Below are 21,529 nucleotides of genomic sequence, written 5' to 3'. Positions count from 1 at the left end.
TCCTCTGCTCCACCACCCTCTCGGTGGACGAACTGCTGGCCATGGGCGGCGAGGATGCCGAGGCTGTCCTGACCCATCGGCTCACCGCTTCCAGCCTCACCGTGGGCTGAGGCGCTCTTGTCCCCCGATTCGTTTTGTGCTACACTATGGGCGTAGAAAAATCACACGCAAATCGAGGGAATAGAAACTATGGCTGGCGATCTTCACACCCATTCCACCTGCTCTGACGGCTCTGTGCCCATCCACCGTCTGCCCCTGATGGCGGCGCGGCTGGGCCTGAGCGCTCTGGCCCTCTCGGACCACGACACCATCCTCAGCGCACAGTACGCCTACGACCACCCGGTGCAGGACGGCGTGCGGCTCATCCCCGCCGCCGAGCTGACCGGCTACGACTTCCAACGGAGCCACCGCGTCCACATTCTGGCCTTCTGGCCCGACCCCGACAGCCCCGCCCTGCGGCGGCACTGCGACATCATGCGCCAGCGCCGCAACGAGTGTGCCTTGCAGAGCTGCCGGGAGATCGAGGCGCTCTACCCCCAGTTCCGCACCGAGCAGGCGCTGGAGTACGCGCAGGACAGCGGCGTCCTCTTCAAGAGCGGCATCATGCAGGCGCTGCAGCAGCTGGGCCTGTGCGACGGCATCTACACCGGGCTGTACCATGAGCTGTTCGGCTGGGAGCCTCGGGGCAGATGCCTCCACTCCCCCGCCTACCCGCCGGTGCGGGAGGTGCTGGCCACGGCCAGAGCCTCCGGGGCGGTGGTGGTGTTCGCCCACCCGACGGTGTACAAGAGTATGCCCCTTGTGCGGGAGCTGGTGGCCGAAGGGGCCATCGACGGCATCGAGGTGCACCATCCCCGCAACAGCCCCGAGGACAGGGCCGAGTGCGCCGCCCTCTGCGCGGCCCACGGCCTCATCGTCACCGGCGGCAGCGACTTCCACGGCGCGAACCACGGCAAGCCCCACCCTGTGGGGGCCTGCGTCACCGCCGACGACCAGATCGCCCGGGTGGAAGCGCTGGCCCGCCAGCGCCGGGGCGGCACACTGTGACTGGGTCACATTGACATTTTCTGCCCTGCGGGTGTATAATACGACTGTCAATCGGCCATAGAGAGAGGATGTATGAATATGAGCAAGTCTTTCAGCTACCCCAACAAGGGCACCTGCTCCAAAGAGACCCACATCGTGCTGAACGATGACCACACCATCGAGTCCATCGAGGTCGTCGGCGGCTGCAACGGCAACCTGAAGGGCATCAGCCGCCTGCTCAAGGGCATGAAGGCGGAGGACGCCATCGCCCGGATGGAGGGCACGACCTGCGGCCCCCGTCCCACCAGCTGCCCCGACCAGATCGCCCAGAACCTCAAGCGCGCTCTGGCGGAGCTGTAAAAAGCGGTCTTCGCGCCGGAATATCGCTGTACAAGATCGCCGGGAGCTGCCCGACAGCACCCCCGGCGATTTTTGATGCCGCATTACTTGACTTTGTCAAGTTCATGTGCTATACTGCATTCTATCCTAGAGAAGAAAGCGAGCTGAGCACATGGAGCCTTATACCGTATCCTCCCGCATCCTGACCCTGCACAGAGCCTTCGCCGCTTATACGAGCCAGCGCCTGCAGGAGCTGGGCCTGAACTTCGGGCAGATGTATTTCATCCTCTATGTCGGAAAGCACCCGGAGTGCACCCCCTCGGAGCTGACCAAGGAGCTGCATCTGGACTGGGGACACTCCCAGCGCAGCCTTGTCAAGCTGGTCGAGGACGGCTTTCTGACGAGGGAAAAGCTGGGGCGCAGCTACCGTCTGCGGCTGACTCCGCAGGGCGAACAGGCCTTTATGGTCTGTCACCGGGTCTTTGCCGACTGGGATGCGGAGGCGCTGAGCGGGCTGACGGCCCCGGAGCGGCAGCAGCTGCTGGCCCTCCTGCAAAAAGCAGCAAAAAAGAAAGCGTGAAACGATGTACGAAACGATTTTAAGCCCCGTTGACTATGGCGGGCTGCGGCTGAAGAACCGCATTCTTTTTGCGCCCACCACCTTCGGCCTGTCGGACGAGGAGACCCTTGCAAAATACCGCGCACTCGCCGAGGGCGGCTGCGCCATGATCATCGTCGGGGATGTCCCGGTGGGCAAAAGCAGGTTTGAAAAGTCGCTCTTCGATGCCAAGGGCTTTGCCTTTTATCAGCAGCTCGCAGAGATCGCCCACGCCGCAGACTGCAAGCTCTGCGCCCAGCTCCACCAGAGCGACTCCGACCTGCTGGCGATGCTCAAGTACCTTCCCGCCCTCCTGACGAAGAAGCTCACCCCCGACCAGCTGCGGGAGAAGCTGAACGATGCCGTCGGCCCCTACATCACCAAGCTGCCCAAGCGCAAGATCCAGACCATCCTCGACGGGTTCGGGAAAGCCGCCCTGCTGGCCAGACAGGCGGGCTTCGACATGGTGCAGGTGCACGGCGACCGGATGTGCGGCAGCTTCAGCTCGTCCCTCTTCAACCATCGAACCGACGAATACGGCGGCAGCGCAGAGAACCGCGCCCGCTTTGCGGTGGAGGCCGTCCGGGCCGTCCGGACTGCTGTCCCGGGGATGCCCATTGATTACAAGCTGGCCGTCCGGCAGGAGGACCCGCACTTTGGCAACGCCGGTGTGGCGGAGGAAGAGCTTTCGGTCTTCGTCCCGCTGCTGGAGCAGGCGGGCGTCACCAGCTTCCATGTGACGCTGGCGAACCACTCGGCTCTGGAGGACACCATCCCCCCGGCCAGCCATCCCTATTTCAGTCAGCCGGGGTGCTTCCTCAAGTTCTGCGACGAGGTGCGGCAGTATACCGCCCTGCCCCTCTGCGGGGTCGGCGGCCTGAACGACCCCGATTTCGTGGAGCAGCAGCTCGCCAGCGGGCGCATCCAGTGCGCCGCCATGAGCCGTCCGCTTCTGGCTGACCCGGACTTGGTGAGCAAATTGAAAAATGGACAGGCGGCACAGATCCACCGCTGTGTCCGCTGCAACAAAAAATGTCTGGGCGGGCTGATGGCCCATCAGGGCACCCGCTGCATCTACGATGCGCTGCGGGCGAAAGAAGCCTGAGCCGCCCGTACCATCATCATTTCAGAGAGCCAATGGCTCCAAAGGAGAAACTATGCGCTACGCCATCGTATTCAGCAGCAAAACAGGCAACACGAAATTATTGGCAGACACCCTCCACGACAGTCTGCCGCAGGGCGACTGCTCTTATTTCGGCGCTCCGGACCCCGCCGCTCTGGACGCCGACACCCTCTATGTGGGCTTCTGGACGGACAAAGGCACCGCCGACGCCGCGACCCTGCAATTTCTGGAACAGCTGCACGGAAAGAAGGTCTTTCTCTTCGGCACAGCAGGCTTTGGCGGCAGCGAGGGCTATTTCAACAAGATCTTAAAGACCGTCCAAAAGTCTCTCGACTGCAGCAACACCCTCATCGGCAGCTTCATGTGTCAGGGCAAGATGCCGCTGTCGGTGCGCCAGCGGTATGAAGCGATGAAGAAGCAGCCCATCCATATGCCGAATCTGGATATGCTGATCGAAAATTTCGACAAGGCCCTCTCTCACCCGGATGCCGACGATCTGGCGCGGCTGAAGCAGGCCGTCCGGTGACAAACAAAGCCCCCTTTCGGAGCGTTCCGAAAGGGGGCTTTGCTATGTTCCAGAGAAAGCGTTACTTCTCCTCCCGCGGCAGCAGGCAGTTGAGGATGATCGCCACAAAGGCGGCGGGCACGATGCCGCTCTCGCCGCAGATGAGCTGGACGAACTGGGGGGTGTTGGCGAGGATGCTGGCGTTCGCACCCATGCCGTAGCCCACGCCCAGCGCGACGGAAACGATGGTCAGGGTGCGGGGGGTCATCTTCTCCTTGGTGATGAGCTGGATGCCGGACACCACGATGGAGGAGAACATCATGACGGCTGCGCCGCCCAGAACGGCCTGCGGCATGATGGAGATGAGTGCGCCCAGCTTGGGGATGAGGCCGCAGAGCATCAGGAAGATGGCGCCGGTGGCCAGTGCGCCACGGTTGACCACCTTGGTCATGGCCACGAGGCCCACGTTCTGGCTGAAGGAGGTGTTGGGCAGGACGCCGAAGCAGGCGGCCACGGTGGAGCCGAGGCCGTCGCAGATGATGCCGCCGGACAGCTCCTTATCGGTGGCCTCGCGGCCCATGCCGCCCTCCATGACGCCCGAGATGTCGCCCACCGTCTCCACAGCGGTGACGATGAACATGATGATGACGGGCAGGATGGCGCGAAGGTCAAAGACGATCTTGACGGGCACCAGCTTCGGGATGGCGAACCAGCTGGCCTCGGCGACCTTGTGCCAGTTCAGCACCCATGCCTTGGTGAACTCCACGCCCTCGGCTGTGACGCCGGTGGTGGGCAGGACGAAGCCCATGACGATGGCGGCCAGATAGCCCGCGACGATGCCCACGAGGATGGAGGAGGAGCTGAGGAAGCCCTTCGTCCAGTGCTTGAAGAAGAGGATGACCACCAGCACGAAGAGGGCCAGCAGCAGGTTCTCCACCGAGCCGAAGTCCTTGGCCGCGTTGCCGCCGCCGAAGGAGTTGACACCCACGGAGATCAGGGACAGACCGATGGACAGCACCACCGTGCCCGTGACCACCGGGGGGAAGAGCTTGCGCAGGGGCTTGAGGAAGACGCCCAGCACGCTCTCGAACAGGCCGCCCAGAATGGATGCGCCCATCATGGCGCCGTAGGCCGTGACGCCGCCGCCCATGGTGGCCGCGACGCTGTTGAAGACGCCGAGGAAGCCCGAGCTGGTGCCCATGATGATGGGCACCTTGCCGCCGACCGGGCCGAGGCCGTACAGCTGCACCAGCGTGACGATGCCCGCCACGAACATGGCATTCTGCAGCAGGCTCACCTGCAGGTCTGCAAACTCACCACCTGCGATGCCGCAGGCGCTGGTGATGATGAGCAGCGGGGTGAGGTTGCCCACGAACATGGCGAAAACGTGCTGCAGGCCCAGCGGGACGGCGTGGCGCAGCGGCATCTTCGCCTCGAAATCATATGCCGAATTTTCCAGTTCAGCGCTCTTTATCATATCCTAGCTCCTTTGCTTCACTTCCGGGTTTTGTAACAAGCATAGAAAATTATAGCAGACCAGCGGCGGAAACGGTAGGGTTTTTTCGAGTTTTTATTCATATTTTCGTCATAAGTCGTACTTCTCCCACAGACCAGCCGCACAGAGGGCAGGTGTTCCTTCGTACAACCTCTCAGTCTGCTTCGCAGACAGCTCCCCTAGTAGGGGAGCCTCTGGCGAAAAGGCGAGGCTTCACGGTATGCCAAGGCCTCTCCTACAAGGAGAGGTGGCACGGCGTCAGCCGTGACGGAGAGGTTGTACGAAGACGGAGCCTCCCCTACACCCCCGGCACCAGCAGTCTTTGGGCCTCATCGAGGCGCTCTGTGCCCTCGGGCAGGTCGTTGGCGGCGAGCATCTGGCCCGGCGAGACGTGGTAGCGCTTGGCGATGGCGAAAAGCTCCTCCCCCGCCTGCGCGTAGCAGATGCGCAGCGACACCTCGGGGTCGGCGGGGGCCAGCGGGTCGCCCAGCTCCACCCCGCCCACCAGCGGCCACGCCTGCCGCACCAGCACTGCGCCCTCGGCCCGGACGGTGAGGGACACCTCCAGCGCACCGCCCGCGCTGGTGCACTGCACGTCCTGCACCGTCAGCCAGCACTCAGGGTAGCCTTGGGCGTCGGGCGGGAGGTCGGCGGGCAGGGGCAGGGCGTAGTCCAGCGCCTTTTCGTAGCACTCGATCTCCCCGAGGGTGTTTTCGGCGAAAGCCGACACCACGGCCCGGGCCGTCAGCGCGGCCCTCCCCTCGCCCCGCGTCAGGCTCACCGGCCCGAAGGAGGCAAAGCAAGCCAGAATATGCGCACCCGCATCGGGCAGCGGCCCGGACCCTCGCAGCACCGTCGTCTCGTCCAGCGTACAGAGCAGCCCCTCGGTGGCGACGGTCTGGGGCGTCACCTCGGCGGCGAAGCGGGTGGAAAAGGCGTCGGCCACGCATTGGAGCTGGTAGGGGCGCCAGCCGCTCAGCCGGAGCAGAGCGGTGGCCGTCAGGGTGGTGGAGGCGCTGCCGTCCTCGGCGGTCTCCCCCTCGGCGGCGGCAAAGCCCACCGGCGCAAGGGTGCACAGGCACTGGCAGTCCTCGCTCAGCCCCTCCACGTCCACGATCTGATGGAAGGGCAGCTCGGCGGTCTGGCTCAGGAGGGCGGCGTCCCCCTCGGCCCGCCACGCGCAGAGGGCGCGGAGGGTCCCCTTCGCCACGGCCTTGCCCTGCATCCGCTTCAGCTCCCTCACCTCGGCGGTGCCGGTGATGTCGAGGATGGCGGCGGGGGGCTTGGGGAAGGTCAGCGCCCCCTCGATGGTGACGAGCTTTTCGAGGGTGGCGGCCCGCCGCACGCCCCCAAGGGTCGTCAGCTTCTGCTCGATGCCGCCCTCGCTGAGGGCCGTGATGACCTCGGTGGACAGCTGGGCGTGGACGCTCACCACCAGCCCGTAGGCCCCCCGCACCTCGATGCGGCGGGAGTTGACGGCCCGGCAGTTGAGGTACTCGGTCTGGCCCTCGACGCAGGCCGTCCACGCACTGGCCCCGAAGCTGGGCAGCTCGAGGGTCTTGGTAAAGGGCAGCTTCTGCTCGGTCTGGCACAGGCCCGCCCCCTCTTCGCCCTGATAATAGACGGTGCAGCGCAGATACCCTTCCAGCGTCAGCCGCCCGGGGGCCAGCTGCTTTTGCAGCACCACCGGCTGCGCGAAGCACTTGACGATGCGCTGCACCGGCGGCAGATAGTCCGAGATGAGAAGTTCGGTCTCAAGGGGCAGCTCTGCCTTGGCCGTGCAGTCCGCACCCGCCGCAGGCAGAACGTCCCGGAACACTTTCAGCTCCATGGTGATGCTCCTTTCCTGTCCTTGCTCTTGGGAAAGTGTATGCGGGCAGGAAGGGCGGTATGACGGAGCTGCACCTCCGAGCCACGCAGATTATCTGGCGAAGTTCCAAAATATCAGCGTACCAACGCCATAAAACAAACTTCGCCAAGGTGGCGGACTTGTGCCCAGCTGGCGAAGTAGGTACTTCGCCAATCGGGGGAACTTCGCCACGTTGGCGAACAACTAATATTTAATGATGTATCGTTTTATTTATAGGAACTTCGCCACTTGTTCCACCGCAGTGGAGCCGAATCGTGCAGGCCAGAAGGCTCTCCCCTTGGGAGAGGCTTTCGCTCACGGACAGGCTTCCCTTCGTACAACCTCTCAGTCTGCTTCGCAGACAGCTCCCCTAGTAGGGGAGCCTCTGGCGAAGAGGCGAGGCTTTCCGGTATGCCAAGGCCTCCCCTCGATAGGGGAGGTGGCACGCCGCAGGCGTGACGGAGAGGTTTTCCGCGGGCAGGCGCAAAAAAGCCCCCGGGGCCTCCGCTCCGAGGGGGAAAAGCTTTCTTTCCGGAAAAGGGTGTGTAAAGCAGGGCTTGGCATCACTCCCTACACATTACCACCAAGCGTTCATTATCGTGACCATCGCGGCGTAATTTTTTCCGTCTTTCTGGAATATACCGGCGTATAGTTCAGCGTCATTTTTCTTGTAGTGGCCCAATTCATATTCTAAATTAGAAGGATTCACCAGATAAACCCAATGGTAAGGATCACCAGAACCAGACCCTGGGTTTATATATCTATCCGAGTAAATCGGCCTGTTATCCAGAGTAATATCCGCTGTCCCGCCGGGGGAGGTCAGCTGCATCACGTCCACCCATAACACCTGTTTAGCCTGCACTTTGTCCTGCGTGATGGGTTCGAGCGCAGCTCTAGCCGTTTCGTTCAACTTGTTGTTGTCGAGCCATGTCACGTCAAATTTTCCTGCTACCTCCTCAAGCGTCTTCTTGGCCCTGTCGCTTGCTGTGGTTTCAGAAAGTCCCAAATACGTCCTGAGCTTATTTTCAAGCTCCTCGGACTCCGTCACAAGGCCCTTTTCGCTGCCGTGGGAAGCGTTGCTGCTCCCGCCCCCAAAGAACCAGTCGTAGAGGTCCTCCAGCGGTGCGCAGGCGGTGAGGGTCGCTGCGGTCATCACGCCCGCGAGGGCGAGGGCAAGGAATTTTTTCCGTTTCATGGTCGTTACCTCCAATCGTGTGATGTGTTTCGGTAACTCTATTATAACTTGCCCCACTGCCCCCCGCAAGTGTGATTCACGCAGTTTTCAGGCCCTTTCACGCAGGTTTGAGGGGTGAAAAAGGCCGCTTTACTCCAAGTGTTCTTGCAGCCAGCCCAGCAGACCGTTATAGTCCAGTGTTCCCGACGCCACGCGCAGGATCGTTTCGATCAGATCATCGTCTTCATAGGACAATGTGATCTGGTTGATGTCCAGAAAGACCAGCATCGCGTGTGTACCTATCCGCTTGTTGCCGTCGATAAACGGGTGGTTGCAGATCAATCCAAACCCCAGCCGGGCGGCCTTCTCCAACAGAGAGGGGTAGAGTTCCTGATCGGCAAAGGTCTGGAACGGTGTGCTGACAGCCGAGTCTAAAAGCCCCTCGTCCCGGATGCCATCCGATCCGCCGGACTGTCGGATCAGTGCCGAATGCAGCAGAAGTATCTGCCGTTTGGTCAACACCTTCATTTGGCAAGCTCCTCATAGACACGCTTGTTGCGATCCATCAGCTTCAGCGAGGAAGCCAGTACATCGTCGTCTGCTGCGGCCTGCATGGCATCTGCCTGATTGAACTCGTAGATGATATACCGGGGTGCGTTGTTTTTCAGGATGACCGCCGAGCCGAACTGGTCTACCAGACGCGCAACTTTAGAAAAATTCTGGTTGGCGACCGAGATGGGCACCATCGTATCCGTATTGATATTCATAACATCAGACTCCCTTCTGTCTTTAGTATACTCAAATCGTAGGATAAATTCAACCTAGATTTATCATTCCACTCCCAGACCGCAGAAAAAGCCGCCGCGCCCCCGGTCTTCCCGGGCGGCACGGCGGCTTCTGTTTTCTTTAGTCCTGCGTTTCCTTTTTTATCCCGAACAGTCTGCGGAGCAGCCCCCTCAGACACTTGGGGCTTTTGAGCACGACCACCTGCATAGCGCCGACCACCTTTCTCTCGTTTTCTATGCCATTATAGGCGGGCGGGGCGCAGAATGTGACTCTCAGCTCAGGATCGGGCCATCCGGCACCGTCTCCACCACCACCAGCGCGCCCTTCCGGGTGGAGATGGTGATGCAGTCGGAGCCGTCGGCGTACTCGTTGCTGACGCCGAGGGGGTAGCCTGCGGTGAGGACGGCGTCCGTCAGCTCGTAGAACGAGCCGCGCTCCGAGACGCCCTCGGCCCTGCCCTCCATCGGGAAGACGGAGAGGTAGAAGTATTCGCCCTTCGGGTAGCGGCGGGTCTCGCCGGGCATCACGAAGGTGATGCGGCTGCGCTCGTCGAGGAGCGTGGCCCGGACGCCCCGCTGCTCAAGGCCGAGGCCGGTGCAGAGGTTCGCCAGCGTGTGCTCGAGGCGTCTGCCGCCCAGCGCACCCAGCAAAAGCGCCTCGTCGAAGCCCTTTTCGGAGGCCAGCTTTGCCGCATATTCGGTGTCGGTGTCGTCCTTGACGTGGGGCAGGACGACGATGTCGTCCTCCTCCTGCGCCGGGCAGGGCGCGGTGTCGAAGTCGCCCACGATGATGTCGGGGCGGCAGCCCAGCGGCTCACAGTTGCGGTAGCCCGCGTCGCAGGCGATGATGGTGTCGTCGGGCTGCAGCGCCGCCGCCAGCGCAGGGCTGACGGGGCAGGCCGACAAAATAACACAGCGGGACATTGATTTCCTTCTTTCTGGAGGTCTTTTATAGAGCGCTGGCCCGGCAGAAGCCCTCTCCGTCACCTTCGGTGACACCTCCCCCATAGGGGGAGGCACTGGCGTGCCGGGCAGCTATGCTCTGGACGCCGGAGGCCCAACAGGGCGCAAAAGAGCGGGCCTTGCTACAGAGGCCAGCGGCTTCTGGACGAGCGCCCCTTGTTAAGCAGCGCCCGCCCTCTGTAGCAGGGCACTACTGTTTACGAAACATCGCGCTTTACTCGTCCAGCGTAGGCCTCGCCGACTCACCAGTGGCTCCCCCTTTGGGGGAGCTGGCGCGTCAGCGACTGAGAGGGTACTGCCATTCCTTCACGTCCTTGACCTCGTCGTACATGGCGCAGTAGCTGTCGTAGCGGGTCTGGGAGAGCTTGCCCTCGGCCAGCGCAGCCCGGACGGCGCAGCCCTTCTCCGAGCGGTGGGAGCAGCCGGTGAACTGGCACTCGCCGAGGTAGGGGCCGAACTCCGGGAAAGCGTGCTCCAGGTTCTCCTTGGGGATGAAGCCCGCCCGGCTGGCCTCGAGGCTGGCAAAGCCCGGGGTGTCGGCGATCCGCCCGCCAAAGGCTTCAAAGATCGTCACCTCGCGGGTGGTGTGGCGGCCCCGGCCCAGCTTCTGGCTGATGGCGGCGGTCTCCCGCTCCACATCGGGCAGCAGGGCATTCAGGAGGGTGGATTTGCCCACGCCCGAGTTGCCGCAGAAGGCGCAGAGACGGCCATTGATCCAGTTCCGGATCTCGTCGAGGCCCTCCCCCGTCCGGTGGTCGATACGGATGAAGGGCAGCGTGGACTTCTCGTAGGCACTGCGCAGGAACTCCGCCTCGGCGAGGTCGCCCTTGGTGCAGACGATGACGGGCTGGACGCCCTTGTCCACGGCGATGGCCGAGAGCTTATCCAGCACGAGGGTGCTGGGGGTGGGCTGGGTGGTGCTGGCCACGAGGAACAGCACGTCGAGGTTGGCCATCGGCGGGCGGACGAAGACGTTCCGCCGGGGCGCGATGGACGCGATGACCGCCGCGCCGTTTTCCGTTTCCAGCGTCACCACATCGCCCGCCACGGGGGTGAGCTTCTGCTTGCGGAAGATGCCCCGGGGCTTGCACTCCACGATGCCTTCCGACGTTTTGACGTAATAAAATCCGCCGATGCCTTTTGTGATATAACCTGTCATAGTCTCTCCCTTACCCCAGCCACGACGTCCACCAGTCGCCGAGGCCGCCGCCGGTGCTCCCGGAGGAGGCGCTGCTGCTCTCACTGGCGGCAGTGCTGGACGAGGACGAGCTGCCGCTGCCGAACAGGCCGCTCCACCAGCCGCCGCCGGAGCTGCCGGAGCTGCTGGTGCTCTCGCTGGGTGCTTCCGGTTCCGGTGCAGGCTCCGGCCCTGCGCTGACCACCACGCTGACGCGGGTGTTGAGCTTGGCCGATGCGCCCTCGCCGGGCGACTGGCTGATGATGGTGCCTGCGGGCTGGTCGCTGTACTGCTCGGTCTGGCCGCCGAGGCCCAGCTTCTTCTGCACCAGCAGGGTGCGGGCGTCGTTCACGCTCATGCCGATGAGGCTGGGCACCTTGGTGGTGGTGGCCACCTGCGGGCGGCTGACGTAGATGACGACGGTGGTGCCTGCGGCCACCTGACTGCCTGCGGCGGGGTCGGTGCGGATGATGGAGCCTGCGGCCACCGATTCATCCACGGCCTGCGTCACCAGCACCGAGACGCCCAGATCCTTGAGCTGCTGTTCGCCGTCGGCCTGCACATAGTTGGTCAGGTCGGGGACGGTGACGTAGTGGACGCCGAGGCTGACGGTGAGGGTCACGCTCTGGCCCTCGCGGACGGTGCGGCCCGCCACCGGCGACTGCTTGTAGACATGACCGGCGGCGTAGTCGTTGCTGTACTCCTGCTCCCAGTTGACGACCACCTGCCCGGAGGCCACCTGCGGGGAGGCGTTCACCTCGTCCTGCGTCATGCCGCTGAAATCGCTCAGCACGATGTCGGCTTTCTTGTTCATGATGTTGCTCGAGTCGCTCAGGATGACCCAGCACAGGGCCGCGCAGGCCAGCGCAAAGGCCGCCGTGATGCCCAGCAGCACCGGCATAAAGGCGCTGTGCTTCTTCTTTTTCGCCTTGGTGCGCGTTTTCTGCGCCTCGGGCGGTCTGCGGATGGTCCGCTTTTCTGCCATAGGTTCATTCACCGCCTTTTCGGGGACTTCCTCTTTTACATACTGATAGTCGAACGTGATGGACGGGTCGCGCACATAGGCGTCCAGCGCTTCCAGCATCTCGGCGGCGCTGGCGTACCGGTTCACTGGCAGCTTTGCCATGGCGCGCTCTGTGATCTGGACAAGGCCCAGCGGCACCTCGGGGGCCAGCTCGGCCAGCGGCTTCGGGTCGTCCGTGATCTGCTTGCGGGCCACCTCCACCATGTCGTCTGCGTCGAAGGGGAGCTTGCCCGAGAGCATCTCGTACATCATGACGCCCACCGAGTACAGGTCGCTCTTGGGGTCGGTCTCGTCTCCCCTCGCCTGTTCGGGGCTGATATAGTGGACGCTGCCCATCGCCTTCCGGCCGTTCTGGATCTGGTTCTCCGCCCGGGAGATGCGGGCGATGCCGAAATCCATCATCCGCAGCTGTCCGTTGTCCAGCAGCATGATGTTCTGGGGCTTGATGTCCCGGTGGACGACGCCGTTGCGGTGGGCGTGGTCGAGGGCGCGGAGGATCTGACCGATGAAGTGGACGGTCTCGCGGCTGGTGATCTTACCGCCCCGCTCGTTGAGGTACTCCCGGAGGGTCATGCCCTCCACACACTCCATGACGATATACTGTAAGTTCTCGCTGACGGAAACGTCATACACCTTCACGATGTTGGGGTGGTTGAGCAGGGAGATGGCCTTGGATTCGTTCTTGAAGCGGCGGACGAGGTCGGCGTCGTGCATCAGCTCCTGCCGCAGCACCTTGACGGCCACGACCGTCCCCTCCGGCACAGGCCCGCCGGGGGCCGTCACCACAGCCTTATAGACGTTGGCCATCCCACCGGTGCCGATCAGCTCCCGGATGGTGTAAAGCCCATCCAGCGTCTTCCCGATGAGATTATCCATGCTTCACCTCCAGCGGCTCCACACCCAGCAGCAGCGCGGTGATGTTGTCGGGGCCTCCGCCCGCGTTGGCGGCGTCCACCAGCCGGTCGGGGATGTCGTAGAACCCGCCCTTGGTCAGCAGCTCCTCCATCTTGTCCTTGGGCAGGACGTTGGTGAGGCCGTCGGTGCAGAGCAGCAGCAGGTCGCCCTGCTGGACGGGGCAGCTGGTGAACTCCGGCTCAAGGCGGTAGTCCACGCCCAGCGCCCGGGTGATGATGTTCTTCTGGGGGTGATGCTCGGCCTCCTCGGGGGTGATGGTGCCGCAGTCCACCAGCTCCTGCACATAGGAGTGGTCGTGGGTCAGCTGGGTGAGCTTCCCCTCCCGGCAGAGGTAGGCGCGGGAGTCGCCTGCGTGGCAGAGGTAGGCCGTCCCGCCCCGCACGAGGGCGCAGACCGCCGTGGTGCCCATCCCCGCAAGCTCCTCCACCCGGGAGGCTTTCTGGAAGACGAAGCGGTTGGCGCTGATGAGCGCCCGCTTCAGGAAGCTCTCCTCGTCGCCGGGCAGACACTGGGCGTACTGTTCAAGGAAGCAGTGCTCGATGACATCGCAGGCGCTCAGCGAGGCCTCACGGCCTCCCCTTGCGCCGCCCATGCCGTCGCACACAAGCCCCCATGCCGCACCGCCGGGCAGCTCCCCCGCCCGGTAGTCGTCCTGATTCTCCTGCCGGACGCTGCCGACGTCTGTTTTTCCTGCAAGTTTCATAGGCTTCTCCTTTTTAGGCTTTGCCGTTCATCTCGTCGCGGCGGAGCTGGCCGCACGCGGCGCTGATCTCGCTGCCCAGACGGCGGCGGACGGTGGCGTTGACGCCGAGGCTCTCCAGCTTCTGCTGGAAACGCCGGACGTTGGCCGCGTCGGTGGCCGAGTAGGGGCTGCCATCCACCGGGTTGATGGGGATGAGGTTGACGTGGGCGCCCATGCCCCGGATGAGGTCGGCCAGCTGCTTGGCGCAGGCGTCCGAGTCGTTGACCCCCCGCACCATCGAGTATTCGAAGCTCACCCGCCGGCCCGTGGTGTCCTGATAGCGGCGCACCGCCTGCATCAGCACCTCCACCGGGTAGGCATCGTTGACGGGCATCATGCCGCTGCGGATGTCGTTGTTGGGGGCGTGGAGGGAGACGGAGAGGGTCAGCTGCAATTTCTTCTCCGCCAGCTGGTCGATCTTCGGCACGAGGCCGCAGGTGGAGAGGCTGATGTTCCGCATCCCGATGTTGACGCCCTCGGGGGAAGAGATATTCTCCAGAAAGCGCATCACTTCGTCAAAATTGTCCAGCGGCTCACCAATGCCCATCAGCACGATGTGAGAGATGCGCTCTCCGATGTCCTTCTGGGCGGTATAGATCTCGGAACAGATCTCGCCCGCCTCGAGGTTGCGGACGCGGCCCGCCTGCGTGGACGCGCAGAAGCGGCAGCCCATTCGGCAGCCCACCTGCGTGGACACGCAGACCGTGTTGCCGTAGTGGTAGCGCATCACGACCGTCTCGATGCAGTTGCCGTCGGCCATCCGCAGCAGGTATTTCACCGTGCCGTCCTTGGCCTCCTGCCGCCGCTCGATGATGGGCGCGGCGATGTAAAAGGCCTCTTCCAGCTTTGCCAGCAGGGTCTTGGGCTGGTCGGTCATGGCCGAAAAGTCGGTCACGAGCTTCTGGTGCACCCAGTGAAAGATCTGCTTGGCCCGGAAGCCGGGCTGGCCCATCGCTTTCAGCTCCGCCGTCAGCTGTTCCAGCGTCAGGGAGGATATACAGCGTTTTGTATCCATTGGAATCTCCTTTTATCAGGGAACTTTCTGCATCGCGCAGAGGAAAAAGCCGTCCATACCGGTGCGGGTGGGCACCGAGAGAGCGCCCCAGTCCCCCACCGTCATCCCGGAGGGGAAGGCCACCTCCGGCGTCACCACCCGGAACTCCGGGTGACGGCCCACAAAGGCCCTCACCTGCTCCTCGTTCTCGGAGGGGTCGATGGTGCAGGTCGAGTAGACCAGCCGCCCGCCGGGCTTGAGATGGGCGGCGGCTGTATCCAGAATGGCCGACTGGGTGGCCAATAATTCATCGTGACGCGCTTTTTCGAGGGTCTTGTACCGGATGTCCGGCTTCTTGGCAAGGATGCCGAGGCCGCTGCACGGGGCGTCCACAAGGATGCGGTCGGCCATGGGAAGGTCTGCGTCCGGCTTGGTGCCGTCCGAGACCCGCGGCTCCACATGGGCAAAGCCCATCCGCTCCACGGCCTTCCGGATGAGCTGGACGCGGTTCTCGCTGACATCGCAGCTCACCAGCCGCCCCTCATCTCCCATCTCCTCGATGAGAAGCAGGCTCTTGCCGCCGGGGGCGGCGCAGAGGTCGAGGATGGTGTCGCCGGGCTTTGCCTCCACGCAGAGGGCGGCAAGCTGGCTGGCCTGCCCCTCGACGTGGAAGTATCCCTCCCGGAACAGCCCGCTCTCTGCCGGGCTGCCCTCGAAGCGGGCCAGAACGCTGCCCGGCACGAGGCCCGGGGCGGCACTCTTTGCCCCCGAGGCCAGCAGTTTTTCGCAGAGGGCCTCTGGCGTCCCTTTCAGGGGGTTGGCCCGGAGGCTGGTCAGGCCGCCGTCTGCGGTGTGGGTCAGGATGTCCAGCGCCTCGTCGGGGTAGCTGGCGTGGAGGAAGGCAGCCACATCCCGGCCCGCCGACCCCAGCACCATCAGCCGCTCCACCGCGTCGGCAAAGACGGCGGTGTCGAGGTCGTAGGCGATGGCACGGCGCAGCACGGCGTTCACGAGGCCGGAGGCGCTGGCCTTCTTGAAGGTGCGGGTCAGCTTGACCGCCTCGTTGACCGCCGCCGAAGCGGGCACCTGCATATACCGCGCCTGTGCCAGCGCGGCGCGGAGAATCTCCCGCACCTGCGGGTCGAGCTTGGCCAGACCCTTGGGCAGGAACTGCCCGAGGATATAGTCCAGCGTCCCACGGTGCTCGAGGACGGTGTAGAAGATCGCGCTGGCGAAGGCCTTATCCCGGCCCTCCAGCTTCTGGCGGCGCAGCTCTGCGTCGAGGATGAGGTTGGAAAAGCCGTCCTGCTCCTGCCGCACCAGCGCCGCCACCGCTGCCGCGCGGGGGTTCGGGCCGCTCACAGGGTATCCCCCGCCTTGAGGCGGAGACCAGCCGCGAAGGAAGTGCCGTCCATGGGCTTCTTGCCCTCCGGCACGACATGGAGCAGCTGGATGGCACCCTCACCGCAGGCCACGGTCAGGGGCTTGGTCGCCAGCACCGTGCCGGGGGCCTCCCCGTGGCTGTCTGCCACGCGGCACTCCGTCACCTTGAGCTTTTTGCCGCCGGAGGTGACGAACCATGCGCCGGGCCACGGATTCATCCCCCGCACCCAGTTGTGGATGTGGGCGGCGCTCTCGGTCAGGTGGAACTCGGCCATCTCCTTGCTCAGCATGGGGGCCGCAGAGGCGTTCTCGTGGGCCTGCGGCACAGCTTTCAGCGTACCCGCCGCAATGGCGGGCACCGTCTCACAGAGGACGCGGGCACCCACAGCCGTCACCCGGTCGAACAGCTCTCCGCTGGTCTCCTCGGGGTCGATGGCGATCTTCTCGCAGGCCAGCACATCGCCGGTGTCGAGGCCCTCGTCCATCTGCATGATGGAGACGCCCGTCTCGGCGTCGCCATTCAGCACGGCCCACTGCACCGGGGCGCTGCCGCGGTACTTGGGCAGCAGAGAGACGTGGAGGTTGATGCAGCCATATTTCGGGGCTTCCAGCACCGACTTGGGCAGGATGCAGCCATAGGCCACCACCACGATCAGCTCCGGAGCCAGTGCGCGGATGTTCTCGTCCTCGCCGCCGTCCCGCAGGGTGCGGGGCTGAAAGACGGGGGTGCCGTGGGCCAGCGCCACCTCCTTCACCGGGGGCGCGGTGAGCACCTGCTTGCGGCCCACGGGCTTGTCGCGCCGGGTGTAGACCGCGCAGATGTCGTGGCCCGCCTCATACAGGGCCTTCAGGCAGTCCGCCGCGATGTCGGGCGTGCCCATGAACAGAATGCGCATCAGTCGTTCTCCTTCTTCTTGGCGGCAGCGGCGCGGCCCTCCTCGGTGTCCTCATAGAAGAACTCGCTGGACTCCATGATGGTGATGCCGTCCAGATGGTCGTTCTCGTGCTGGATGCAGCGGGCCAGCAGGTCCTCGGCCTCCAGCTCGAACCACTCCCCGTGACGGTCCTGTGCACGCACCTTGACAGCCACCGGGCGGGTGACAGCGCCGTTGTGGCCCGGGAAGGACAGGCAGCCCTCGTAGGCGGTCTCCTCGTCCTCGGACACGGCCAGGATCTCAGGGTTCACGAAGTCGATGAACTTGTACTCGTAGTTCTCGGGGATCTCCTCGGGGGCGTCGGTGGTGTCCCACACCACGAAGACGCGGCGCAGCATCCCCACCTGCGGGCCTGCGAGGCCCACGCCGTCGGCGGCGATCATCGTCTCGCGCATATCGTCCAGCAGGGTGGCCAGACGGTCGTCGAAGTTGGTCACAGGGCGGCAGACCTTATTCAGGATGGGATCGCCCTCTTTTACAATGTTGCGGATAGCCATGAAGTATACCTCCAAATCATCTTATCTCAAATATCACCGTCAGAGTGCATATCCACGGCCACAGTAGCCTTAGCGGGCAGTTTTTCCTGCTCGTAGAGGCCGAGGGTCTGGCGGACAAGGTCGCGGAAGCGCCTGTCCGCCCGGCACTTGATGGTGAGCTTGTAGCGGTAGTTCTCGTTGATCTTTTCGATGTTGCCGGGGGTGGGGCCGAGCACCCGCAGGGGCAGGTCGGGCTGCTGTGCGGCCTGACGGCCCAGCAGCGCCGCAAAGCGGGCGGCGGCCCGGGCCACCTCGATCTCCTTCGGCCCGGAGAAGCCCACGACGCAGAGGCCGCAGAAGGGCGGGTAAAGTCCTAACTTGCGGTAGGCGATCTCCTGCTCGAAAAAGGCGTCATAGTCCTGCGCAGCGGCGAGGTTCAGGACGGGGTTGTCGGGGTCGGTGGTCTGGATGATGGCAAAGCCCGGGTCCTTGGCCCGGCCGGAGCGGCCCACCACCTGCGTGATGAGGCTGAACACCGTCTCGTAGGCCCGGAAACCCTGCGCGAAGAGGAGCGAGTCGATGCCCAGCACCCCCACAAGGGTCACATCCTCAAAGTCGAGGCCCTTAGCCACCATCTGGGTACCCACCATGATGTCGTACTCGTGCCGGGCGAACTTCGCCAGCAGCTTTTCGTGGGCGTCCTTAGCGGCGGTGGAGTCCTGATCCATCCGCAGCACCCGGGCCTCGGGGAACAGCTCCGCCAATTCCTCCTCGGCCTTCTGGGTGCCGAAGCCCCGGTAGAGCAGCTTTCCGCCGCAGGCGGGGCAGGTCTTGGGGGGCGGGTCCAGCTGGGTGCCGCAGTAGTGGCAGAGCAGCTTGTGGCCCGCCTTGTGGTAGACCATGGGGACGCTGCACTTGGGGCACTTGAGCACCTCGCGGCAGTCGTCGCACTGGGCCATGGTCTGATAGCCCCGCCGGTTGAGCAGCAGGATGGTCTGCTTGCCCGCGTTGAGGTTGCGCCGGATGGCGTCCTCCATCGCAAGGCTGATCTCCCGGGGGTTGCCCGCCGCCAGCTCGGCCCGCATATCCACGATCTTCACGCTGGGCAGCGGGTTGCCGCCGTAGCGCTGGGTGAGCCGGACGAGCTGGGTGCGGCCCTGCTGGGCCGCGTAGAAGCTCTCGGTGCTGGGGGTAGCGCTGGCGAGGAGAAGGAGCGCCCCATTCTCCGCCGCACGCTGCCGGGCCACCTCGTGGGCGGCATAGCGGGGCGACGACTCGGAGCGGTAGGTGTGCTCCTGCTCCTCGTCGATGATGATGAGGCCGATGTTTTCCAGCGGCGCGAAGATGGCGCTGCGGGTCCCCACCACGATGTCTGCGCCGCCGTCCTGTATCATCTGCCACTGCAGCAGCCGCTCGGTGTGGTTCAGCGCCGAGTGCTGGACGGCCACCCGCCGCCCGAACTGGCCCTTCAGCCGGAGGATCATCTGGGGCGTCAGGCTGATCTCCGGCACCAGCACGAGGGCGCGCCGTCCCAGTGCCAGACACCGCTCGATGAGCTTCAGAAAGACCAGCGTCTTGCCGCTTCCGGTGACACCGTAGAGCAGCGCCGAGTGGGGCGCGGCATCCTCAAGGCCGGGCAGCAGGGCGTCGAAGGCTGCCTGCTGCTCTGCCGTCAGGCGGATGGGTTCGTTTTTCAGCGGGATAGACGAATACAGGTCGATGGATTTGTTCACCTTGCTGCATTCGACGACACCCTTGGCGCAGAGGTTGTCGAGCACCGCCCGGCTGATGCCGTGGGCCTCCATCTCGTTCTGGGTGCGCTCTCCCCCGCCCAGCAGAGCCACCGCCGCCAGCTGCTTGGCCGTAGGCTTGGGCTTTTGCTGCAAGGTCCCCACCAGCTTATAGCAGTTCTCGGTGTGGCGGGTCAGCTGCTTCTGGAGCACCGGCGTCACGCCGTCCGCCGCAAGGGCGGGCTTGTACTGTGCGCCGTAGGGGATGACGGCCTTGACGGCCTCGTAGTAGGTGCAGAAGGTGCGCTCTTTCAAAAAATGCACCAGCCGCAGCAGCTCCGGCGTCAGACAGGCCGAGGCAGGGGCCACGTCGAAGAGGTATTTGAGCTTTGCGTGCTCCGGCTCCTCGTCGCAGGCCAGCACGACCCCCATCCGGGCCTTGCTGCCCCGCCCGAAGGGGACGAGGACCATGCTGCCGAGGCGGACGGCCTCCTGCTGGTCGGGCATGACGGCGTAGGTGTAGAGTTTGTCGAAGTGAAAGGTCGCGTTGCTCACGGCAACGCCTACCGTTTTTGGCATTCGCGGCTCCTTGAATTGTTATTTGTCGAGGCATGCCCGCTCCCGGATGATGCCGTAGAGCTTCTCGGCGCAGGCATCCACCTCGTCGTTCACGAGGGTGAGGGTGAACTTATCCTGCTCTGCCAGCTCTTTTTTCGCCGTGTCAAGGCGCTCGAGGATGCTTGCCTCCGTCTCGGTGCCGCGGCCCCGCAGACGGCGCTCCAGCTCCTCCACAGACGGCGGCAGCAGGAAGATGGTGGTCGCGCCCGGGAACATCCGGCGGATGTTGGCCGCGCCGTGGACGTCGATGACCAGCACCACCAGCTTGCCCGCCTCGAGGCGCTTATCCACCTCTTCGCGGAGGGTGCCGTAGTAGTTGCCGTTGTAGAAGTTGTGCTCCACCACCTGATCGGTGTCGATGAGCTGCCGGAACTGCTCTACGCTGCGGTAGTAGTAGTCCACGCCCTCCTGCTCCCCGGGGCGGGGTGCACGGGTGGTGGCGGAAACGGTCTTTTCGATCTCGGGGTGGGCCGTGCGCAGGGCTTTGACCACACTGTCCTTGCCCGTGCCGGCGGCACCGGAGACGACAAACAGGTACTTTTCGTTTTCCATTTTTTACTGCTCCTCTTCTGTCGTTTTTCCTTCCGGCTGGCCCGCTGCGCGGCCTGCCACCGTCTCGGGCGTCAGGGCCGAAAGGACTACATGGTCGGAGTCCATGACGAGCACGGCCCGGGTGCTGCGGCCATAGGATGCATCAATGAGCATCCCCCGCTCCCGCGCCTCCTTCACCAGACGCTTGACCGGCGCGGAGTCGGGGCTGACCACAGCCACCACCCGCCCGGCACTGACCAGATTGCCAAAGCCGATGTTGATGAGCTTCATCTGAACTCCTCCGTATTCTGGTTACTCCAGATTCTGGATCTGTTCGCGGATCTTCTCGATCTCCGCCTTCATATCCACCACGATGCGGGTGATGTCGAGATCCTGACACTTGGAGCCGATGGTGTTGGTCTCACGGTTCAGCTCCTGCGTCAGGAAGTCCAGCTTTCGGCCCACCGGCTCGTCCAGCTCCAGAATGGAGCGGTACTGGGCGATGTGGCTGCGCAGCCGGACGGTCTCCTCGTCCACAGCGGTCTTATCGCCAAAGATGGCGGCCTCGGTCAGGACGCGGGCGTCGTCGATGTTCCGGTCCTCCAGAATGGTCTTGAGCTTCTCGTAAAGGCGGTTGGTGTAGGCCTCCACCCGGCCTGCGCTCAGGGTCTCCACCTTCCCCACGCACTCCTCGAGGAAGCTAAGGCGGCTCTCCACATCGGCCTTCATCTTTGCGCCCTCGGCGGCACGCATGGCGATGAAATTGTCCAGTGCCTGCGCCGTCACGGCGGAGACATCCGCCCAGAGCTGCTCCTCGTCCACGTCGGCGTGGCGGGTGGCCAGCACATCAGGGAAGCGGGCCAAGCCCGAGGTCGTGATGTCGTTTTTGATGCGCAGCTCTTCCGAAATACTGCGCAGGGCCTGCTGATAGCTGCGGGCCAGCTCCATGTTCACGGCAACGACGGCGTCGGCAGCCTCCACGTTCTGGACGGTCATGCTCAGCTCGACCTTGCCGCGGGAGACCCGCTCGTTGAGCTGCTTTTTCAGGCGGCTGTCCATGTAGTTGCAGCGGCGGGGTGTGCGGGAAGAATACTCGAAATACCGGGCGTTGACGCTGCGCCGCTCGTCCGCGAGCTCGCGGCCATTG

22 protein-coding genes are annotated in these 21,529 nt (G+C 64.1%); 5 read left to right on the top strand and 17 right to left on the bottom strand.

Features of this window, described 5'->3' with window-relative positions:
* Positions 1 to 189 precede the first annotated feature (189 nt).
* The 5 genes from ACT8X9_RS08505 to bilS all read left to right on the top strand — a co-directional run bounded on the left by ACT8X9_RS08505 (position 190) and on the right by bilS (position 3,612).
* Positions 190 to 1,047: a PHP domain-containing protein gene (locus ACT8X9_RS08505; protein ID WP_444268717.1), complete on the top strand. Its 858-nt coding sequence runs from the start codon at positions 190 to 192 to the stop codon at positions 1,045 to 1,047.
* Positions 1,048 to 1,125: 78 nt separating this feature from the next.
* On the top strand, positions 1,126 to 1,386 hold the full coding sequence (locus tag ACT8X9_RS08500) for a TIGR03905 family TSCPD domain-containing protein (protein WP_223387351.1): 261 nt from the start codon (positions 1,126 to 1,128) through the stop codon (positions 1,384 to 1,386).
* Between the two features lie 151 nt (positions 1,387 to 1,537).
* Positions 1,538 to 1,945 carry a bilirubin utilization transcriptional regulator BilQ gene (gene bilQ, locus ACT8X9_RS08495; protein WP_444268716.1) on the top strand — a complete coding sequence of 136 codons (408 nt, stop codon included), beginning with the start codon at positions 1,538 to 1,540 and terminating at the stop codon, positions 1,943 to 1,945.
* 4 nt (positions 1,946 to 1,949) lie between these two features.
* Entirely contained in the window at positions 1,950 to 3,068 is a 1,119-nt protein-coding gene (gene bilR, locus ACT8X9_RS08490) for a bilirubin reductase (protein WP_444268715.1), read from the top strand.
* Positions 3,069 to 3,120: 52 nt separating this feature from the next.
* A complete protein-coding gene (bilS, locus tag ACT8X9_RS08485) occupies positions 3,121 to 3,612 on the top strand; it encodes a flavodoxin family protein BilS (protein ID WP_444268714.1) in 492 nt (163 codons plus the stop codon).
* A gap of 61 nt (positions 3,613 to 3,673) precedes the next feature.
* Here the strand turns inward: bilS and ACT8X9_RS08480 are convergent, their stop codons facing one another.
* The 17 genes from ACT8X9_RS08480 to ACT8X9_RS08400 all read right to left on the bottom strand — a co-directional run.
* Positions 3,674 to 5,068: a uracil-xanthine permease family protein gene (locus tag ACT8X9_RS08480; protein WP_227621080.1), complete on the bottom strand. Its 1,395-nt coding sequence runs from the start codon at positions 5,066 to 5,068 to the stop codon at positions 3,674 to 3,676.
* Positions 5,069 to 5,384: 316 nt separating this feature from the next.
* Positions 5,385 to 6,917, bottom strand: a complete 1,533-nt coding sequence (locus ACT8X9_RS08475; protein ID WP_444268713.1) for an SPOCS domain-containing protein — start codon at positions 6,915 to 6,917, stop codon at positions 5,385 to 5,387.
* A gap of 595 nt (positions 6,918 to 7,512) precedes the next feature.
* Positions 7,513 to 8,130: a hypothetical protein gene (locus ACT8X9_RS08470; RefSeq protein ID WP_444268712.1), complete on the bottom strand. Its 618-nt coding sequence runs from the start codon at positions 8,128 to 8,130 to the stop codon at positions 7,513 to 7,515.
* A gap of 129 nt (positions 8,131 to 8,259) precedes the next feature.
* The gene (locus ACT8X9_RS08465) at positions 8,260 to 8,637 is read right to left on the bottom strand and encodes a type II toxin-antitoxin system death-on-curing family toxin (protein WP_249233074.1); all 378 of its coding nucleotides are present in this window, start codon (positions 8,635 to 8,637) and stop codon (positions 8,260 to 8,262) included.
* Complete coding sequence (locus tag ACT8X9_RS08460; protein ID WP_249233075.1) at positions 8,634 to 8,876, bottom strand: type II toxin-antitoxin system Phd/YefM family antitoxin; 243 nt, start codon at positions 8,874 to 8,876, stop codon at positions 8,634 to 8,636. The genes ACT8X9_RS08465 and ACT8X9_RS08460 overlap by 4 nt, the downstream gene beginning before the upstream one ends.
* A 291-nt stretch (positions 8,877 to 9,167) precedes the next feature.
* Positions 9,168 to 9,818, bottom strand: coding sequence for a thiamine diphosphokinase (locus ACT8X9_RS08455; protein ID WP_444268711.1), 651 nt, complete (start codon positions 9,816 to 9,818; stop codon positions 9,168 to 9,170).
* Between the two features lie 316 nt (positions 9,819 to 10,134).
* Positions 10,135 to 11,016, bottom strand: coding sequence for a ribosome small subunit-dependent GTPase A (gene rsgA, locus ACT8X9_RS08450; protein ID WP_444268710.1), 882 nt, complete (start codon positions 11,014 to 11,016; stop codon positions 10,135 to 10,137).
* A gap of 10 nt (positions 11,017 to 11,026) precedes the next feature.
* Positions 11,027 to 12,934 carry a Stk1 family PASTA domain-containing Ser/Thr kinase gene (pknB, locus tag ACT8X9_RS08445; protein WP_444268709.1) on the bottom strand — a complete coding sequence of 636 codons (1,908 nt, stop codon included), beginning with the start codon at positions 12,932 to 12,934 and terminating at the stop codon, positions 11,027 to 11,029.
* The gene (locus tag ACT8X9_RS08440) at positions 12,927 to 13,676 is read right to left on the bottom strand and encodes a Stp1/IreP family PP2C-type Ser/Thr phosphatase (protein WP_249233078.1); all 750 of its coding nucleotides are present in this window, start codon (positions 13,674 to 13,676) and stop codon (positions 12,927 to 12,929) included. Before ACT8X9_RS08440 ends, pknB begins: the two co-directional genes overlap by 8 nt.
* Before the next feature lie 13 nt (positions 13,677 to 13,689).
* Positions 13,690 to 14,730 (bottom strand): 23S rRNA (adenine(2503)-C(2))-methyltransferase RlmN, encoded by a 1,041-nt coding sequence (rlmN, locus tag ACT8X9_RS08435; RefSeq protein WP_249233079.1) that lies wholly within the window; start codon positions 14,728 to 14,730, stop codon positions 13,690 to 13,692.
* 15 nt (positions 14,731 to 14,745) lie between these two features.
* The gene (rsmB, locus tag ACT8X9_RS08430; RefSeq protein WP_444268708.1) at positions 14,746 to 16,071 is read right to left on the bottom strand and encodes a 16S rRNA (cytosine(967)-C(5))-methyltransferase RsmB; all 1,326 of its coding nucleotides are present in this window, start codon (positions 16,069 to 16,071) and stop codon (positions 14,746 to 14,748) included.
* Positions 16,068 to 16,988, bottom strand: a complete 921-nt coding sequence (gene fmt / locus ACT8X9_RS08425; protein ID WP_412591220.1) for a methionyl-tRNA formyltransferase — start codon at positions 16,986 to 16,988, stop codon at positions 16,068 to 16,070. The genes rsmB and fmt overlap by 4 nt, the downstream gene beginning before the upstream one ends.
* Positions 16,988 to 17,524, bottom strand: coding sequence for a peptide deformylase (gene def / locus ACT8X9_RS08420; protein WP_158403297.1), 537 nt, complete (start codon positions 17,522 to 17,524; stop codon positions 16,988 to 16,990). Before def ends, fmt begins: the two co-directional genes overlap by 1 nt.
* A 26-nt stretch (positions 17,525 to 17,550) precedes the next feature.
* Positions 17,551 to 19,812 carry a replication restart helicase PriA gene (gene priA / locus ACT8X9_RS08415; RefSeq protein ID WP_444268707.1) on the bottom strand — a complete coding sequence of 754 codons (2,262 nt, stop codon included), beginning with the start codon at positions 19,810 to 19,812 and terminating at the stop codon, positions 17,551 to 17,553.
* An 18-nt stretch (positions 19,813 to 19,830) separates the two neighbouring features.
* Positions 19,831 to 20,403 (bottom strand): guanylate kinase, encoded by a 573-nt coding sequence (gene gmk, locus ACT8X9_RS08410; RefSeq protein ID WP_444268706.1) that lies wholly within the window; start codon positions 20,401 to 20,403, stop codon positions 19,831 to 19,833.
* 3 nt (positions 20,404 to 20,406) lie between these two features.
* The gene (locus ACT8X9_RS08405) at positions 20,407 to 20,673 is read right to left on the bottom strand and encodes a DUF370 domain-containing protein (protein ID WP_227621162.1); all 267 of its coding nucleotides are present in this window, start codon (positions 20,671 to 20,673) and stop codon (positions 20,407 to 20,409) included.
* Between the two features lie 21 nt (positions 20,674 to 20,694).
* On the bottom strand, positions 20,695 to 21,529 hold an 835-nt coding region (locus tag ACT8X9_RS08400; protein ID WP_444268705.1), incomplete at its 5' end, for a YicC/YloC family endoribonuclease.

Source organism: Faecalibacterium sp., assembly GCF_052358865.1.
Taxonomy (GTDB): domain Bacteria; phylum Bacillota; class Clostridia; order Oscillospirales; family Ruminococcaceae; genus Faecalibacterium; species Faecalibacterium butyricigenerans.
This window is presented reverse-complemented; position numbering and strand designations above follow the sequence as displayed.